The following is a 16,620-nucleotide window of genomic DNA, read 5'->3' on the forward strand; positions in this document are numbered from 1 at the left end:
AGCGGCCGGAGCGCCCAACTGCGGGTCGGCGCACTGTCGAGGCCATGGCTGCCTATGCGATTGAGTCTGGAGCTGCCTCCGACGTGGATGACCTGTTGGACCAGGTCGCTGCCGTACGCGGCCGGAGACTCTTCAACGCCTTGTTGGCCATCTTGCAGATGCCACACGCGACCATGCTGTGCGACGCTGCGGAGTGGCGTCGCAAGTGGCGGCGAGCTGTGAGGCCGGGCGAACGTCCCGTCGTTTTGCTCTTTCCCTTCGGGCCAGTCGAGTTCGTCTTCGACGTGTCGCAGACTGAAGCCACGGACCACCAAGTCGTCCTTCCGTTCGACGCTGCGCCCTTCGAGATGAGACCTTTCCCGCCCGCTGCCGAACTGCTCGCTCGGCTCATCTCAGCAGTTGCGCCCATCGGAGTGAGGGTGCTCACGGCACGCCACGGAGTGCCTCTGGCCGGCAAGATCCAGCGGATTGGTGACACAAGTGGGACACCCATCCTGCAGTTCGGAGACGCTGAGTCCCGTGAGGCTGCAGCAGAGCGTTGGGTGGTCACACTGAATCAGTCGCATGCCCCGACGGAGCAGTTGGCCACCTTGGCTCACGAACTGGGACACCTGTTCTGCGGGCATGTTGGCGCCGACAGAGGAGACAAATGGCCGAACCGTCCTGTCGCAGATCGCGCAGTCCGCGAATTTGAGGCAGAGTCAGTGGCTCGTCTCCTCTTCCGCAAGGTTGCGCCAGGGTGGGAACTGCCAGACTACCTGGATCGCACGGTCGAACTCGATCACTTGTCGCCCGAGAATGGTTTGACCTATGTGGCTCAGGCGGCAGAGACGGTTCTGGACCTGCTTGATCTCCAAGACCGCCCAATACGGGGGTCAATGGAGGTGAAGGCCGCACCCGTTGAGGTTCCTGCCTGGGCCACCTCGCTGGAGGTTCGACAAGGTGCTGAGAACTCGACAGAGGTCATACTCGTGCGCTCAACGCCAGATCACCACGGACTGCCTGAGCGGGTGGCGACTGCCTGGGCAGCTGGCACCTCCACGCTTGCCGACCCATGGATCGCCACGGCGCGAACGGTGGAGGCATTCGACGGGGTTCTGTCGTACTTTGCGCGTCCGCCCGGAGCGGACGCGGACCATGATCGATCTGCCAGTCGTGTGCTGCAGCTGCTTCCCCTGGACAGTCACCGACTGACCGTCGTGTCTGCAGGCGAGGCCGACCAGGGGGCAGTCATCGAGGTGAGCACCGATGAGTCGAACCATGGCAGCGACCTGGTGGCCATATGCCGGTCGCACATACAGGGCGGTGGCCTCGAGTGCATTGAGCCCGACCTAGACCTGTCGTGGCTCAATACGAGAGTCGAATATGCCACCGGTGAGCACGGATGGGAGCAGGTGCTTGGTTGGGAGGAGGTCTTTGGCACGGATGACTGGCGCTTCCGCAGTAGTTCTGAACGGCTCTTTCTGAACGTGCGACCCGATGCCGGCCTCGTCGAGCCACAGGTGATCGAAATCCTGGCACGAGCTGTGTCTACGGCGCGGATAGACTTTGCCGACTACGAGGCCAGTCAGGGCGACGACTCGTACTCCGACCAGTAGACGCCAGCAAATTCGGGTGCGTGGATCCCTTCCGCAGAGCCGCTAGTTGAAAAGGCTCACTGCAAAGCGTAGTTCTTCGACACCGGCTTCATATGCGTCCCGGTCAATTTCTCCGTTCGCGCCCATTGACATCGCAATTGTCGAACCCGCCTGGGCGAACGCTTGTGCTTGTCCCGCCATCTCCAGATATATCTCATCGTTCCCACGAACGAAGGATCCCTGGGCCTTCTGGAGTGCCTCCAATGCCAAGTGCGAACATGTGTGGTACATGGCAGGCGCCTTTTGTATCGCCACTACGGCATTGCCTGCTTCCACTGCAAAGACTGTGTCTCGCGTGGCGTCGTGCAGTTGACGTCCAAACCTTACGATATAGAGCATCTCGTTGTCCTCTGTTTGTGTTCCACGGGGCTTGGGGTCTGCTGGCATTCCGTTGACCCAACTGTAACTGGTGTTTTCGCAGGATAAGGACACTGTGCTTGCTACCCGGGTGCTCGTCTTCGAGTGCTTCAAGCCGGCGGTGTGCGGACGATCGGAGCACCGGCAGCGGGTCAGCCTCTGCCGCCCCGGAGGTGAGGCTGGGGCCCGGTTCTAGCGCGAACACCCGGACCCGCCGCCCGCTGATCCGCTGGCTGTAGGCGCGGTAGCCGACGTAGACCTGCTCCGCCTGCCCAAGGGCGCGCTCGAGCTCAGCGCCGCCCAGCGCCCGGGCCACGACGGTCACCGACTGACCTCCGCGGGCGAGAGTGGCGCCGGGGCCGGCCTCGAGGTTGTGGACCCAGGCCGGTGTGGACTGCTGGCCAAAGTTGGTGCCGACCACCGCGATCGTGTCCCCGTGCGGCACCGCGATGAGGTGGGTGGTGCGGGGCAGGCCGCTGCGCCGCCCGGTGGTCGTCAGCTCCACGATGGGCACCCCGGCGAGCAGGCTAGCGGCCGTGTGCCGTCCGCCCGAGGCGCGCTGGACGAGGCGGTCGAGCGGGGGCAGAGCCCGCGCGAGGACGACCGCCCCGGCGCGCGTGGCGGCCACCGCCTGCACGGCTCGTCGGACCGGGCCGGGGCGCCGCACGCGCAGCCCCAGGTGTGTCGCAGGACCCATGGATCAAGTATGTCGTGGGTGCGGTGCTGAGCGACGCGCTCAACTGCTGGAGCTCGGACGACCCACGCCAGCAGCAGCGGGGCGCGCGGGAGCCGGCACTCCTCGCGGGGGTGGCCCGCCAGGTGGTCCGGGAGTATGACGCGGACCCGGACCAGGTGCACGTCGTCGGCGCCTCGTCCGGGGCGGGCGGGGCCGTGATCCTCGCGGCGACCTATCCCGACATCTTCGCGACCGCATCGTCCGTGGCCGGCGGGGAGTACGGCCTGAACCAGGTGGACCCGGACCACCCGGGCGCCACTCCTCCGGACTACACGGCGCGACAGGCCTGGTCGCAGATGGGGGAGCGGGCGCGCCACGTCCCGCTCCTGATCATCCAGGGCGACGAGGACGCCATCGTGCCGCCGCTGGTCGGCACCCGCCTTGCCGAGCAGTGGGCCGCGGTGAGCGACCAGGTCGATGACGGGCTGCTCAACGACAGCCTGGACCTGGTGGAGGAGTCGAGGTCGCGCCACCGATGGGCCCCGCCCGCCGTGCACTTGAGCACGTCGGATCCGTTTGCCGCCTGGGTTCTGTGCAATCCCCTGAGCCGACACGATCGTGCTGGTACATCAGGGGAGTTGGTCGTGGGAGAACTGTACGAGCAGATAGCGCAGCGGCGTCGTGAACTCGGACTCCGGCAGGTGGATCTGGCCGAGCTGGCTGGTGTCTCAGAACGGTTCGTCCGCCTGCTTGAGTCTGGCGAGGCGAGCGACACCGGCCTCGAACTTGACGTGCGCCGCCTCCAGCGGCGCGTGCAACTGCGGATCGGTTCGTCCACCGTGCGCCGTTGACACTCCCTATAAGTGGGACATATCTTCCATGTATGCGAACTCCTGGACCTGCGCTGCTGCCTGTGTTTCGATCCCAGGTCCAGGCTGAACTGCTGAATTGGCTCTACCTGCATCCCGATGAGCAGTTCGGGGTAAGCGACCTCGCTGCACGACTGAGGGTGCCACTGTCCACACTCCATCGCGAGATCGTGAGGCTCCATGAGTCCGGACTGATTACCAGCGCAACGCTGGGGCGCAACCGGCTCGTCCAGGCCGATCTGACCCATCCGGCGAGCCGTCCTCTCGCTGAGCTTCTCGAGATCACGTTTGGCCCTCGGCTGATTGTCGCGGAGGAATTCTCGATCCCAGGGGCAAGCTCGGTCATCATCTTCGGCTCGTGGGCGGCCAGGTTCCGCGGAGCCTCTGGGCCGCCGCCGGGGGATGTAAACGTGATGGTGATCGGTGACGTTGATCGTGCCGATGTGTCTGAGGCGGCAGACCGTGCTCAAGGGCGACTAGGGTTGGAGGTGAACCCGGTTGTGCGGTCTCGGCAGCAGTGGATCGATGCGAGCGATCCGCTGGTGAGTCAGATCCAAGGCTCGAGTTACGTGGAGGTCATCGAAGAAGGGGGGGACGATGCCACGTTGGCAGCGCGGCGCTGACGAGGTGCAGCGCCAAATCGAAGCCGGTGAGCTGCAGCAACTCGTTGGTGGAGCAGCCAATGGCGAACCGCTCCTCAAGAAGGCTGCTACCACTCTGGAGACCGCGCGCTCGGCGGTGCATTCGGACCCGGATTCGGCCTTCGTGCTTGCCTACGACGCTGCCCGCCAGGCGCTGACCGCACTCTTGGCGCACCAGGGGCTCCGGCCCACGCGCAAGGGTGGTCACATCGCAGTCGAGCGTGCCATGCAGGCGCAGTTTGGGGACGGGTTGGCGTTGAGCCAATAGCCTGCTCGGACAGTTTGGGTTCTTCTAGCCATCTGGGACTCGCGCGACGGCACCCGAAAGCCCCGGCTCAGGACTGACCAGGTCGCGCCATGCTCAGGCCGACACTCAGGGCAGCTCGTCCCCGATCCCCGGGTATGACGACTGCGCACCGGAGTGCTGCACAGAATAGGCCCCGACGCGCACCGCGTGAGTGACTGCAGTCGCCAGGTCCTGACCCTCGAGCAGTCGCGCAGCCAAGGCGCCAGTGAAGGCGTCGCCGGCCCCGGTGGTGTCCACCGCACTGACCCTCGGACTGGCGACCTGATGGGTGTCACCGTCACGGACCAGCACCGCACCCTCGGCGCCGAGGGTGACGACGACCGACGGGGTGCCGGCACCGGCGATCGCCTCGGCGACGGCCTCGGGGGAGTCGCTAGCCGGTGTGAGGCCCAGCTCCTCGACGGCCAGGTGCGCCTCGTGCTCGTTGAGCACCAGCGGGTCCGCCGAGGTCAGCACGTCGTGGTCCAGCGCCATCCACGGTGCGACGTTGAGGATGACGCCGCGGCCGGCGTCACGCGCCGCACGGGCGGCAGCCTCGATGGTCTCGCGAGGCACCTCGCCCTGCATGAGCAGGACGTCGCCCTCGTCCATCCCGGCGATTGCGGTGGTGGCCGCCTCGATCCCGACGTGGGCGTTGGCGCCGGCGATGACCACGATGGTGTTCTCGCCCGCCTCCGAGACGGTGATGATCGCCAGGCCGGTCGGCGCGTCCGGCACCGTGAGCACAGCGTCGAGATCGACACCGGCCGCGCGCATCCCGGCTAGGGCCAGCTCGGCGTCGGCGTCGTCACCGACCGCCCCGACGAAGGTCACGTCGGCGCCCTGCAGCGCGGCGGCCAGCGCCTGGTTGGCGCCCTTGCCACCGGCGGCGCGCTGCCCGCCCGTGCCCAGCAGGGTCTCGCCGGGGGAGGGGTGGCGCGGCACCGTCGTGAACAGGTCGACGTTGGTCGAGCCGATGACCAGCAGCCGCGCACCCATCAGTCAGTCCTCCACGTTGTCCGTGCCCACGCTGAGCACCCGGATCGCCTCGACCACCAGGTCCCAGAACCGGGCGTGGTCCAGCTCGGTGGCGACCTGGTGCCGACAGTCAGCGGCGGGGGGCCTGCGGAAGTCGGCGACCGTCATACCGACAGTGTGCTCGCCCCGCAGCTCGACGGTGAGCGGCACGCGGGTGGTCTGCACGATCTCCGGGTCGATGAGGTAGGCGATGGTGCACGCGTCGTGCACCGGCGGGTCGTCGAAGCCCTGGTGCTCCTGGTAGGCCGTGCGGAAGAAGCCCATCAGCCCGATAAAGAACTCACCGAGGGGCGAGTCGATCGCCCGCACCCGCTCCTCCACCTCGGCGGTCGCCAGCGCCTGGTGGGTCAGGTCCAGCCCCACCATGGTCAGCGGCCAGGCCTCGTCGAAGACGATGGCGGCGGCCTCCGGGTCGACCCAGATGTTGAACTCGGCGACGGCGGTCCAGTTGCCCTCGTGGTAGCCGCCGCCCATCACGACGACCTCCCGGACCCGCTCGACGATGCGCGGCTCGAGCCGCGCCGCCAGGGCCAGGTTGGTCAATGGACCGGTGGCCACCAGGGTGATGGTGCCGGGCTCGGCGGCCATCACCTGATCGATGATGAACCGCACGCCGTGGGTCTCCTGCGCCGGCCGGCTCGGCTCGGGCAGCTCGACGCCGTCCAGGCCGGACTCGCCGTGGATCTCCGGGGCGACCTCGACCCGGCGCACCAGCGGCCGGTGCGCACCGGCGTGCACCGGGACGTCCTCCCGGCCGCACATCACCAGCACGCTGAGGGCGTTGCGGGTGATCTTGTCCAGTGTCTGGTTGCCGCCGACCGTGGTGATGCCGAGCAGCTCGATCGCCGGGTTGCCCAGCGCAAGCATCATGGCGACGGCGTCGTCGTGGCCGGGGTCGCAGTCCAGGATGATCCGGCGCGGCTCAGACATGGTCGGCTCCCTCTGTCGCGGTGGCCGGGACGTGCCCGGTGACCACCTCGTCGTCCTCCGGCTGCGGGATCAGCAGCGACACGGCCAGGGCCAGCAGCAGGAGCACCGCACCAGCGAGTATGCCGAAGCGATAGCCGGCGGCCGCGTCCAGCTGGTTGGTCACGAAGGTGTTGATGGCGAACAGCAGGGCGAAGCTGAGCCCGGCACCGAGGTTGAACGCCCCGGAGTTCATGCCCGGCAGGTACCCCTGGTTGTCCCTGGGGCTGAGCACGATGCCCAGGCCGTTGAGCATGATGTTGCAGACACCGGCGTAGGTCACACCGATGAAGACCGAGATGCTCAGCAGCACGAAGGGGGTCGGGTTGCTGCTGAGGAACGCGGCGGCGGTCAGGCCGAGGGTGGTCAGCACCAACCCACCCTGCAGCACCCGCTTGTAACCCATCCGCGCTGCCAGCTGCCCGGCGATCGGACCCATCACCAGACCGGCCAGGGCGTAGGGCGTCAGGGTCCACCAGGAGACCTCGCCGGCGGAGATGCCGCCCAGCGCCGGGTCCTGGGCGAGGTTGGGGATCAGCCCGTTCATCACCGCGAAGACGCCGGTCATCGTCAACAAGGTGGTCGACAGCAGCGCCCAGGTGCGGCGTTCCTTGAGGTAGGTCGTGGTGACCAGCGGGTGCTCCACCCGCGTCTCGATCGCCCAGAAGACCGCGAAGGCGACCGCGGCCAGCACCATCAGCCCGACGACCATGAGCCAGTTGGCCTCGGCGAGCCGGCCCGCCTGGTCGAAGGCGAAGTAGAGCGACCCGAGGACCACGACGAGGGCGCTGACACCCTTCCAGTCCATCCTGGTGTCCCCGGGGCTGCGCGACTCGAGCGTGCCGGCGGCGATGGCGAGCACGGCCAGGGCCGCGACGACGGCCATCACCCAGAAGACGGAGCGGAAGCCGAAGGTCTCGGCGAGCCAGCCGCCCAGCAGCGCGTCGACGCCGGCGATGCCGCCGTTGATGGCGGTCAGGATGGCCATCAGCTTGGCGTAGCGCCGCGGGTCCGGGACCTGCACGCGCAGCATGATCAGGGCCATCGGCACGATCGGCCCGGAGACGCCCTGGACGATGCGGCCGAGGCTGAGCACCTCGACGTTCGGTGCAACCGCGGAGATGACGCTGCCGACACCGGTGAGCACGAGGATGCCGATCATCAGGCGCTTGCGGCCGATCAGGTCGCCCCAGCGGGGCAGGAAGAGGGAGAACAGCGCGGCGGAGGCGAAGAAGGCGGTCTGCGACAGGCCGATCTGGGCGGCGGTGGTGTCGAGCTCGCGCTCCATGGTGGCCAGCACCGGCGAGAGCATCGAGGCGTTGAGCTGGAAGGCGAAGATGGCCGCCAGCAGGGCGGCGACCAGGGCGGGCACGCTCCCGGTCGTCCTGCGTGGCGTCGGTGGCACGGTGGACATGAGGTCTCCTGGTGGATGGGTTTGGTATGCCGTGTGGCGGGTTTGCGGGGTCGCCGACATGGCCGGAGCCGCGCGGGCTCCGGCCGTCGGTGAGGGGTCAGGCGGGTGTGGGGGTGGAGGGGGTCTGGTCCCCCTCGGTGGCACCGGCGTGGGCCAGCACCCGCCGGGCGAGCGCGTGGGCGGCCTCGACGGCCGCCTCCAGGTCCGGCTCGGGTCCGGTGTCCTGCAGTATGGCGGTCAGGAACCCGGCGTTGAACGCGTCACCGGCGCCGGTCAGGTCGCGCACGACCTCGGCCGGGTGGACCGGCACGGTGGCCAGCACGTCACAGCCGCGCATGATGCGGGTGGCGTCCTTGCCGGCGCGGGCCAGCAGCACGCCGCTGAGCCGCTTGAGCAGCGGCCCGGGGCCGTCCGCGTCGGCCAGGCCGAGCATCGCTGTCTCGTCCTGGTTGGCCGAGATGTAGTCCGGCTCGAGCTCGACCATCAGGTCGACGAACTCGTCCTGACCGTAGAGGTCGATCATGCCCGTGGAGGACACGTCGAAGGAGAGCCTGCCGCCGGCGGCCTTCACGGCCCTGGCGGCCGCGATGACGCTGGAGGCGGTCGGCTCGTTCTGCAGGGAGTAGCCGGTGATGTGCAGGATCTTCACGCCCTGCAACCACGCCGGGTCGACCTTCTCGAGCAGGCCGGAGGCACCGCGGGAGGGGAACATGTTGCGCTCCCCGTCCTGGTCGATGAGGACGACGATCATGCCGGTGTCGCCGCGGCGCTGCAGCCGCACGTCCACGCCACGGTCGGTCAGCTCACGCTCGACCACGTGACCACCCAGGTCGTCGCCCACGCACCCGATGAACCGGGTGCGCCAGCGGGGAGCGGCGAAGGCCGCGACGTTGGCGGCAGAGCCGCCCCTCGTCATACTGATCTGCGACTTGGTGTCCGTGGCGGGGCGGATCTCCTCCTCGGTCCACACGACAATGTCCTGAACGACGTCGCCGATGACGCCGAGCATGTCACTTGCTCCCGTTGCTGGCTTCCAGCGCGACGGCGATCTGTGCCGCGACGCGGGCGTTGTTGCGATAGAGCGCGACGTTGGCGGTGAGGCTGGCGTCGCCGGTGGCCTGGCGGATGAACTCCAGCAGGAACGGCGTGACCGCCTGGCCGCTGACCTTCTGCTCCTCCAGCGCGGCCCAGGCCCGCTCGATGATCTCGTCCAGGCCGGTCGGGTCCAGCTGCTCCTCGACGGGGACCGGGTTGGCAACGAGCACGGCGGTGGACAGCTCCATCGCTCGCTGCGTGCGGTAGATGGTCGCGACGTCCTCGGGGCTCTCGACCCGGTGCGGCACGGTGAAGCCGGACTCGGCGACATAGAAGCCGGGATAGGAGTTGGTGCGGTAGCCGACGATCGGCACGCTGAGGCTCTCGAAGCGCTCCAGGGTGGCGTTGACGTCCAGGACGGCCTTGGCGCCCGAGCTGACCAGCACGATCGGGTTGAGGGCCAGGGCGAGCAGGTCGGCGGACTCGTCGAAGTTCTCGCTCGCGCCGTGGTGGACGCCGCCCAGGCCGCCGGTGGCGAAGACCTTGATGCCGGCCCGGTGGGCCAGGAAGGAGGTTGCCGCGATGGTGGTGCCGGCGTTCTTGCGGTTCACGGCGCCGATCGCCAGCTCGCGGATGCTGGACTTGATCACGTCGTCGTCGTTGCTCAGCTCGACGATCTCGTCCTTGGTCAGGCCCACGGTCGGGACGCCCCCGACGACACCGATCGTCGCGGGCACGGCACCGGCGTCGCGGACGATCTGCTCGGCCTCCTCCGCCACCTCGATGTTGCGCGGGCGGGGCAGCCCGTGGGTGAAGATCGTCGACTCCAGGGCGACGACGCCCTGTCCGGAGCTGACGGCCTCGCTGACCTCGGGTGCGACCTTGATGAAACCGGTGCTCATGTATGTGTCCTCCTTGACGGTGAAAGCTTGTCCTCGGTGAAAAGCTGTTCCCTTTACGGTAGGAGCGGGAGCGAGGCCGGAACCAGACCCAGTTGGCGATCGTGTCATAGAGTCTCTCTATGAGGGCATCCCTCCCGTCCGCGACCGCGCGAGTCGTCACCTTGCGGCAGGTGGCGAGCTGATGGACTTCTCGCTGCGCCAGCTGCGGGTCTTCCGCGCCCTCGCCCGGACCGAGCACTTCGGTCGCGCAGCCGAGCTGCTGAACCTGTCGCAGCCCACCGTCAGCGCCGACCTGCGCGCCCTCGAGCGTGGCCTGCGGCTGCAGCTCTTCGTCCGCTCCCGGGCCGGCACCGCCCTCACCGAGGAGGGTGCGGCGCTGCTGCCCCTGGCCGAGAGCCTCCTCGCCGGGGCGGCCGAGCTGTCCGAGGAGGCCGAGCGGCTGCGGCAGGAGCCGGGCACCGTGCGGCTGGCCGCGACGCCGAGCCTCATCAACCACCTGGTCCCGGCGCTGCTGCAGGAGCTGGAGGCCGAGGGTGCCCGGGTGCAGGTCGAGGTCCTCGAGGTGGCGACCGGCGCCCTGGAGCGCACCCTGGCGGCGGGGGAGGCCGACGTGGGTGTGGGGCACTTCGTGGAGCCCTCACCGCACACCCGGCAGGCACGCATCGCCCGCGACGAGGTGTGCGTGCTGACCGCTCGCGGCGTCCTCGACCCGACGCTCCCGGCCGACCTGACCGCGCTGCCGGGCCGGCGGCTGCTGATCTGGCCGCGGCGTCAGCACGACGACTACTTCGACTGCCTCGTCCGGGCCTGCCGGGAGCGGGGCCTGGACCCCGAGATCGTCGAGTCGCCCGGGGCGGTCTCCGGGGCGCAGTCCTACCAGCTGCGCAACGGCACCGCGTTCTCCCTGGTGCCCTTCGACTTCGCGCGCGAGGCGTCGCCGACCCTGTCCTACGCCCCGCTGGAGCCGCCGCTGCTCATCCCGCTCCAGGCGACCTGGCGGCTGCCGGTCGTCAACGGCGTGCCCGAGGTGGTGGCCACGCTGCGCCGGGTGCGGCGGGGGAGGGGGCGGGCCGCCCGCTGAGCCGCGACGGTGCAGGTCAGCCCGCCGAGCCCGCGACGGTGCCGGTCAGCCCGCTGAGTCCACCGCGGTGCCACCCAGCCGGGGGGCCAGACCGTCCAGCAGCACGCCGAGACCGAACTCGAAGGTCTCCTCCGGGGTGGTGGCGAAGACCTCCTCGTCCAGGGCTGCCATGCGTGGGAACCGCCCGCTCTGCATGGCTGCGACAAGGACCGGGCCCTGGGCCTGCCAGAACTCCTCGGTGCTGACCCCGGAGCGCTCCTCGGCCAGCTCGGCCCCGTTGGTGACGCGGGCGAGGCCCGCGACATAGGTCTCGACCATGCTGAACGCCAGGATCTTGTGGGTGTCGCTGGCCGGGGTGTCGGTCAGTCCGCCCAGCACCGCCTCCATCCCGGTCACGGCGCGGGGGCCCAGCAGCGGTCGGCTCTGGTCGACGAACGGCAGCCACCGGTGGGTGCGATAGAGCGCCCACACCTCCCGGCCGTAGCGTTCGAGCGTGGCGCGCCAGTCGACCGGGAACGGCGTGGGGTCATCGTCCCCGAGGACCCGGTCGAGCATCAGGTCGAGCAGCTCCTCCTTGCCGGGCACGTGACGGTAGAGCGACATCGTGCCCACGCCCAACTCCCCGGCGATCCGCCGCATCGAGACCGCCTCCAGCCCGTCGGCGTCGGCGACGCTGATCGCGGCGTCGACAACGGCCTCCAGCGAGAGTCGTCCGGGCTGGCCCCGCGCGGGACCGCCGGTCGGATCCCACAGCAGGGCGAGGCTGCGGTGGACGTCACCGCTGCCGCTGGTCTCGGTCATCGGAAGCCTCCTGAGAAATTCGCTTGCCAGCACGAGTGCGTACGCCGTACTCTTCTTGCGTACACTATACGCATCACTCTATCCTGGGAGGTTCGGATGGACAACCACCCGCCGGTCGCGCCGCTCGACCCGGCGCTCGCCGTGCACACGGTCGGCCTGGTCAAGCGCTACGGGCAGGTCATGGCACTGGACGGCTTCGACCTGTCGGTGCGCCGCGGCACGGTGCACGGTCTGCTCGGTCCTAACGGCGCGGGCAAGACCACCGCGGTCCGCGTGCTGACCACGCTCACCGAGGCCGACGCGGGCGCCGCGCAGATCGCCGGGGCCGACCTGGGCAGCGACCGACTTGAGGTCCGGCGCCGCATCGGCCTGGCCGGGCAGTATGCCGCGGTCGACGAGGTCCTCACCGGTCGCCAGAACCTCGAGCTGTTCGGGCGCCTGTTCCACCTCGGCCGGCCCAGGGCCCGCACCCGGGCGACCGAGCTGCTCGAGCAGTTCGCGCTCACCGACGCCGCCGACAAGGGCGTGGGTGCCTACAGCGGCGGCATGCGGCGGCGCCTCGACCTCGCGGCGAGCATGATCCTGGCGCCGCAGGTGATGTTCCTCGATGAGCCGACCACGGGTCTGGACCCGCGCGGTCGCGCCGAGGTGTGGGAGGCGGTGCGCGCCCTGGTCGGGCAGGGCACCACGGTGCTGCTGACCACGCAGTACCTCGACGAGGCGGACCAGCTGGCCGACCGGATCACCGTGATCGACCAGGGCCGGCAGATCGCCGACGGCACACCGGCCGAGCTCAAGCGGGCCGTCGGCGGCGCGCAGATCGAGGTCACGGTCGCAGACCCGGCGCAGCTCGACGCCGCCGAGGCCGCCTGTGCCGCTGTCTCGACGCTCAGCCCGCTCGTCGACCGCCCACGCCGGCGGGTCGTCGTGCCGGTGGAAGAGCAGTTGGGCTCGCTCGCCGCGGTCGCCGCCCGGCTCGCCGAGGCCGGCGTCGCGGTGGAGGACGTCGGCCTGCGCAGACCCACCCTGGACGAGGTCTTCCTGCGACTCACCGGACACCGGACCGACGAGGAGCCCGAGCTGGAGGAGGCAACCCGATGACCACCGACCTGCAACCGCTGCGCCGCTCCACGGCATACTGGGCGGTCGCCGACGCCTGGTCGATGGTGTGGCGACAGCTGCTCTACTACGTGCGCCAGCCCACCACCATCCTGTGGCAGCTCGGCTTCCCGATCGTCTCGGTGCTGCTCTTCGTCTACGTCTTCGGCTCGGCCATGGACATCGGCGGTGGCGCCGACTACACCGCCTTCGCGATGCCCGGCATGTTCGCCATGACCATGGCCTTCGGGTTCATGAACACCGCGTATGCCGTGGTGCTGGACAAGGAGAAGGGCGTCACCGACCGCTTCCGCTCCATGCCGATGGCCCCCTCGGCCGTGGTCAGCGGGCGCGGCTTCGGCGATCTGCTGGGCGCCGCCCTGGACCTGCTGGTCATCGCCGCGATCGCGCTGGTCATCGGCTGGCGCTCGCAGGGCAGCCTGTGGGAGACGCTGTATGCCTTCGGCCTGCTGCTCCTGCTGCGCTTCGCGCTGATCTGGATCGGGATCTACCTCGGGCTGGGGGTGAAGAACACCGAGACCGCGGGCAACCTGTTCGCCGTCGCCTTCCCCTTCGCGATGATCTCCAGCGTGTTCACCCCGCCCTCGATGATGCCCGGGTGGCTCGGCTTCCTCGCGACGTGGAACCCGGTGTCGGCGACGGCCACCGCGATCCGGGAGCTGTTCGGCAACCCGGTCGCCGTCGGGTCGAGCTGGCCGGAGCAGAACGCCCAGCTGCTGGCCGTGCTGTGGCCGGTGCTGATCACTGCCGTCTTCCTGCCGCTGGCGGTGCGGCGCTACCAGCGGTTGTCCCGCTGAGGTGCGGTGGCGCGGCACGGTGACCGCACGCCATACCCTTGTCCCATGACCGACCCCGCCGCAGGACCCCGCCACGACGGACGCCAGCCCGACCAGCTCCGCGAGATCCGCATCACTCGCGACTGGCTGGACCACGCCGAGGGCAGCGTGCTCATCGAGTTCGGGCGGACGCGGGTGCTGTGCGTCGCCTCGTTCTCCGAGGGGGTGCCGCGCTGGCGCAAGGGCAGCGGGCTGGGGTGGGCGACGGCGGAGTACGCCATGCTCCCGCGCGCCACGCACACCCGCAGCGACCGCGAGTCGGTCAAGGGTCGGATCGGTGGCCGCACCCACGAGATCTCCCGGCTGATCGGCCGGAGCCTGCGCGCGGTGCTGGACCTCTCCGAGCTGGGGGAGAACACCATCCAGCTGGACTGCGACGTGCTGCAGGCCGACGGTGGCACCCGGACCGCGGCGATCACCGGGGCGTATGTCGCGCTGGTCGACGCCGTCGAGAGGGGCCGCTCGCTCGGGCTGATCAAGGAGGGCGCCGAGCCGATCACCGGCGCGGTGGCCGCCGTGAGCGTGGGCGTGGTCAACGGTGAGCCGGTGCTGGACCTGGACTACATCGAGGACTCCACGGCCGACACCGACATGAACGTCGTGATGACCGGCGACGGCCGGTTCATCGAGGTGCAGGGCACCGCCGAGGGCGTGCCCTTCGACCGCGAGCTGCTCGACGCGCTGCTCGACCAGGCCGCCGAGGGGTGCGGCGAGCTGATCGCCCGCCAGGCCGCGGCCCTTGGCGGCGACGACATGGGCGGCTCCGACGCGCGCGAGGCCGGCATCGACGAGGACCAAGGCCCGCCCACCCGGTGACGGGACGCCGCGTGGCGCCCGCGGAGGTGACGGGCGCACCGGGCGGTGACCGATCGACATACTCTGGCTCAATGACTGAGGGATCCCGCCAGCCGACCGACAACCGCATCGTCCTCGCCACCCGCAACGCGCACAAGGTCGCCGAGCTGCGGGACATCCTGGCCGACGTGCTGCACCGGACCGGTCTGACGCTGGTCGGGGTGACCGACTTCCCGGACGTCCAGGACGTGGTCGAGACGGGCGTGACCTTCGCCGCCAACGCCACCCTCAAGGCGGAGGCGGTCGCCGCCCTAACCGGCCTGCCCGCGCTGGGCGACGACTCCGGCCTGGCCGTCGACGTGCTCGGTGGCTGCCCCGGGGTCTTCTCCGCGCGCTGGTCCGGTGTCACCGGCGAGGACAAGGACCGCGCCAACAACGAGCTGCTCCTCTCGCAGCTGTCCGACGTGCCCGACGAGCACCGGGCCGCCGGGTTCGTCTGCGCGGCGGCCCTGGCGGTGCCGGGCCGGGAGACGATCGTGCGCGAGGGCCAGGTCCGCGGCGAGCTCGGGCGCGCGCCCCGCGGCACCAACGGTTTCGGCTACGACCCGCTGCTCGTGCTGCCCGACGGGCGCACGCTCGCTGAGTACTCCGCCGAGGAGAAGCACGCGATCAGCCACCGCGGCTGGGCGTTCCGAGCGCTCGCCGAGGACATCGCACGCGTCCTGGGCTGACTCCCGCCTCAGCTCTCAGCGGCCTTGCGCCTCTGAGCAGCCGTGTAGGCCGAGCCGAGCCGGGCGGACTCGACGTCCTCACCCCGCGCGACCGCACCCCGCATCGAGGTCAGCGAGGCGGAGTAGGCCGCCATCGCCGAGCCCGCGGCGGCGGGTGCGTAGGTCAGCGACGCGTCGGCGCGCACGCCGAGACCTGCGCCGACCTCGATCGCGTCCTGGTTGGCCCCGAGATAGTGGAAGACCCAGCTGTAGGTCTGCTCCTGCGTCTCGATCAGCGCCTTGATGCCGGCGTGCGTCCACTCCTGGGAGCTGTTCTCGTTGCCGTCGGTCATGATCCCGACGATGACCAGGCCCGGGCGCTGCTCCTCGGGCATGGCAGCCAGGAACTCTCCGGTCTCGGTGACCAGCCGCCCGATCGAGTCCAGCAGGGCGGTCATCCCGCGGGGGTGCAGCGCCAGCGGCTCGACCTCGGCCACGTCCTTGCCGGTGTAGCGCACGACATAGTCTCCAGGCCCCGAGAAGTCCGCGAGGGTGACGGTGCAGCGCCCCGGCTGGGTGCGCTGGTCGGCGATGAAGGCGTCGAAGCCGCCCTCGACGTCGCTCTTGATCGAGGCCATCGATCCCGAGGCATCAAGCAGGAACGCCATGTGGGTGTAGTTCGGGTCAGTCACGGTGGTTCCCCTTGCTGTTGCGTCGGACGAACCTCATCGGTGCGCCCTCTTGGTGGTCGGCCCGCGCGAGCGCGATCCCCTGGGCGTCGACCCGGCCGTCTCGGGAGTATGCCGAGAGCGCGGCTGATCGTGCCAGGCGCGGCGAGACGCTGTTGGGGGCGATGCCCGCGAGCGCGGCGACCTGGCGCAGCGACGCGCCCTCGCGCGTCACGGCCTGGGCCATCGCCTCGTCGAGCGCGGTCTGGACGGCGTCCCGTGCCCGGGTCAGCGAGGTCACGGCAGCGGTGGAGGAGGTCAGGTCGGCCTCGGCCAGCGCGGTGACGGCCTCGTCGTAGCGGTGGGTGAGCTCGTCGTTCATGCCACCAGGATATGCGCAACAACTGCGCATGTGCAAAAGTTGCGCACTCTTTGCCTTCTCAAGGGCGTCCCGGTTGCGCCACCATGAAGGCCTCACGAAGGAGCCAACCGGCATGAGAGCTGCTGTGTACGACCAGTACGGCCCGCCGTCCGTGCTGCGCCTCGAGGAGGTCGCCGAGCCGGAGCCCGGCCGTGGCCAGGTGGTCGTCGATGTGGCCGCGACCTCCGTCAACCTCTCCGACTGGGAGTGCCTGCTGGGCCGGCCGGCATAAGCCCGGATCGGCGGTCTGCGCACACCCGCGCGGCGGACGCTCGGCTCAGACATCGCGGGACGCGTCGCGGCAATCGGCACGGACGTCACCGAGTTCGCGGTCGGCGACGAGGTCTACGGCGACAACCTCCGGCTCA

Annotated in this window: 19 protein-coding genes; 10 read left to right on the plus strand and 9 right to left on the minus strand. The window is 69.7% G+C overall.

Annotated features, from left to right (window positions below):
- The first annotated feature begins 44 nt into the window (after positions 1 to 44).
- The gene (locus MWU75_RS17890; protein ID WP_247093500.1) at positions 45 to 1,598 is read left to right on the plus strand and encodes an ImmA/IrrE family metallo-endopeptidase; all 1,554 of its coding nucleotides are present in this window, start codon (positions 45 to 47) and stop codon (positions 1,596 to 1,598) included.
- A 42-nt stretch (positions 1,599 to 1,640) separates the two neighbouring features.
- Here the strand turns inward: MWU75_RS17890 and MWU75_RS17895 are convergent, their stop codons facing one another.
- Positions 1,641 to 1,976 (minus strand): hypothetical protein, encoded by a 336-nt coding sequence (locus tag MWU75_RS17895; RefSeq protein ID WP_247093502.1) that lies wholly within the window; start codon positions 1,974 to 1,976, stop codon positions 1,641 to 1,643.
- Between the two features lie 699 nt (positions 1,977 to 2,675).
- On the opposite strand from MWU75_RS17895, the gene MWU75_RS17900 reads away from it, so the two are divergent.
- From MWU75_RS17900 to MWU75_RS17910, 3 genes are all read left to right on the plus strand, one after another.
- Positions 2,676 to 3,521, plus strand: coding sequence for a PHB depolymerase family esterase (locus MWU75_RS17900; RefSeq protein WP_247093504.1), 846 nt, complete (start codon positions 2,676 to 2,678; stop codon positions 3,519 to 3,521).
- A 62-nt stretch (positions 3,522 to 3,583) separates the two neighbouring features.
- A complete protein-coding gene (locus MWU75_RS17905; RefSeq protein ID WP_247093506.1) occupies positions 3,584 to 4,162 on the plus strand; it encodes a MarR family transcriptional regulator in 579 nt (192 codons plus the stop codon).
- Positions 4,137 to 4,448, plus strand: coding sequence for a hypothetical protein (locus MWU75_RS17910; protein ID WP_247093508.1), 312 nt, complete (start codon positions 4,137 to 4,139; stop codon positions 4,446 to 4,448). Before MWU75_RS17905 ends, MWU75_RS17910 begins: the two co-directional genes overlap by 26 nt.
- A 105-nt stretch (positions 4,449 to 4,553) precedes the next feature.
- Here MWU75_RS17910 and MWU75_RS17915 read toward each other — a convergent pair whose 3' ends face one another.
- The 5 genes from MWU75_RS17915 to MWU75_RS17935 form a co-directional block, all read right to left on the minus strand.
- Entirely contained in the window at positions 4,554 to 5,465 is a 912-nt protein-coding gene (locus MWU75_RS17915; protein ID WP_247093510.1) for a ribokinase, read from the minus strand.
- A gap of 3 nt (positions 5,466 to 5,468) precedes the next feature.
- Complete coding sequence (locus MWU75_RS17920) at positions 5,469 to 6,434, minus strand: nucleoside hydrolase (protein WP_247093512.1); 966 nt, start codon at positions 6,432 to 6,434, stop codon at positions 5,469 to 5,471.
- Complete coding sequence (locus tag MWU75_RS17925; protein WP_247093514.1) at positions 6,427 to 7,884, minus strand: MFS transporter; 1,458 nt, start codon at positions 7,882 to 7,884, stop codon at positions 6,427 to 6,429. Before MWU75_RS17925 ends, MWU75_RS17920 begins: the two co-directional genes overlap by 8 nt.
- A 97-nt stretch (positions 7,885 to 7,981) precedes the next feature.
- Positions 7,982 to 8,893, minus strand: a complete 912-nt coding sequence (locus tag MWU75_RS17930) for a PfkB family carbohydrate kinase (RefSeq protein WP_247093516.1) — start codon at positions 8,891 to 8,893, stop codon at positions 7,982 to 7,984.
- 1 nt (position 8,894) lies between these two features.
- A complete protein-coding gene (locus MWU75_RS17935) occupies positions 8,895 to 9,821 on the minus strand; it encodes a pseudouridine-5'-phosphate glycosidase (RefSeq protein ID WP_247093517.1) in 927 nt (308 codons plus the stop codon).
- A 181-nt stretch (positions 9,822 to 10,002) separates the two neighbouring features.
- Here MWU75_RS17935 and MWU75_RS17940 point away from each other — a divergent pair, with 181 nt between their 5' ends.
- Positions 10,003 to 10,902 carry a LysR family transcriptional regulator gene (locus MWU75_RS17940; RefSeq protein WP_247093519.1) on the plus strand — a complete coding sequence of 300 codons (900 nt, stop codon included), beginning with the start codon at positions 10,003 to 10,005 and terminating at the stop codon, positions 10,900 to 10,902.
- Between the two features lie 45 nt (positions 10,903 to 10,947).
- On the opposite strand, the gene MWU75_RS17945 is transcribed toward MWU75_RS17940, so the two are convergent.
- On the minus strand, positions 10,948 to 11,703 hold the full coding sequence (locus MWU75_RS17945; protein ID WP_247093521.1) for a TetR/AcrR family transcriptional regulator: 756 nt from the start codon (positions 11,701 to 11,703) through the stop codon (positions 10,948 to 10,950).
- Between the two features lie 96 nt (positions 11,704 to 11,799).
- Between MWU75_RS17945 and MWU75_RS17950 the strand changes: the two genes are divergently transcribed.
- The 4 genes from MWU75_RS17950 to rdgB all read left to right on the plus strand — a co-directional run bounded on the left by MWU75_RS17950 (position 11,800) and on the right by rdgB (position 15,184).
- On the plus strand, positions 11,800 to 12,804 hold the full coding sequence (locus tag MWU75_RS17950) for an ATP-binding cassette domain-containing protein (RefSeq protein WP_247093523.1): 1,005 nt from the start codon (positions 11,800 to 11,802) through the stop codon (positions 12,802 to 12,804).
- A complete protein-coding gene (locus tag MWU75_RS17955; RefSeq protein ID WP_247093525.1) occupies positions 12,801 to 13,619 on the plus strand; it encodes an ABC transporter permease in 819 nt (272 codons plus the stop codon). Before MWU75_RS17950 ends, MWU75_RS17955 begins: the two co-directional genes overlap by 4 nt.
- A 45-nt stretch (positions 13,620 to 13,664) precedes the next feature.
- On the plus strand, positions 13,665 to 14,474 hold the full coding sequence (rph, locus tag MWU75_RS17960; RefSeq protein WP_247093527.1) for a ribonuclease PH: 810 nt from the start codon (positions 13,665 to 13,667) through the stop codon (positions 14,472 to 14,474).
- A gap of 71 nt (positions 14,475 to 14,545) precedes the next feature.
- Positions 14,546 to 15,184: an RdgB/HAM1 family non-canonical purine NTP pyrophosphatase gene (gene rdgB, locus MWU75_RS17965; RefSeq protein WP_247093529.1), complete on the plus strand. Its 639-nt coding sequence runs from the start codon at positions 14,546 to 14,548 to the stop codon at positions 15,182 to 15,184.
- 8 nt (positions 15,185 to 15,192) lie between these two features.
- On the opposite strand, the gene MWU75_RS17970 is transcribed toward rdgB, so the two are convergent.
- Positions 15,193 to 15,855, minus strand: a complete 663-nt coding sequence (locus MWU75_RS17970; protein ID WP_247093530.1) for a VWA domain-containing protein — start codon at positions 15,853 to 15,855, stop codon at positions 15,193 to 15,195.
- On the minus strand, positions 15,848 to 16,213 hold the full coding sequence (locus MWU75_RS17975; RefSeq protein ID WP_247093531.1) for a hypothetical protein: 366 nt from the start codon (positions 16,211 to 16,213) through the stop codon (positions 15,848 to 15,850). Before MWU75_RS17975 ends, MWU75_RS17970 begins: the two co-directional genes overlap by 8 nt.
- Positions 16,214 to 16,325: 112 nt before the next feature.
- Between MWU75_RS17975 and MWU75_RS17980 the strand changes: the two genes are divergently transcribed.
- Complete coding sequence (locus MWU75_RS17980) at positions 16,326 to 16,484, plus strand: hypothetical protein (protein WP_247093532.1); 159 nt, start codon at positions 16,326 to 16,328, stop codon at positions 16,482 to 16,484.
- The last annotated feature ends 136 nt before the right edge of the window (positions 16,485 to 16,620 follow it).

It is taken from the genome of Ornithinimicrobium sp. F0845, from assembly GCF_023015765.1.
Taxonomy (GTDB): Bacteria; Actinomycetota; Actinomycetes; order Actinomycetales; family Dermatophilaceae; genus Ornithinicoccus.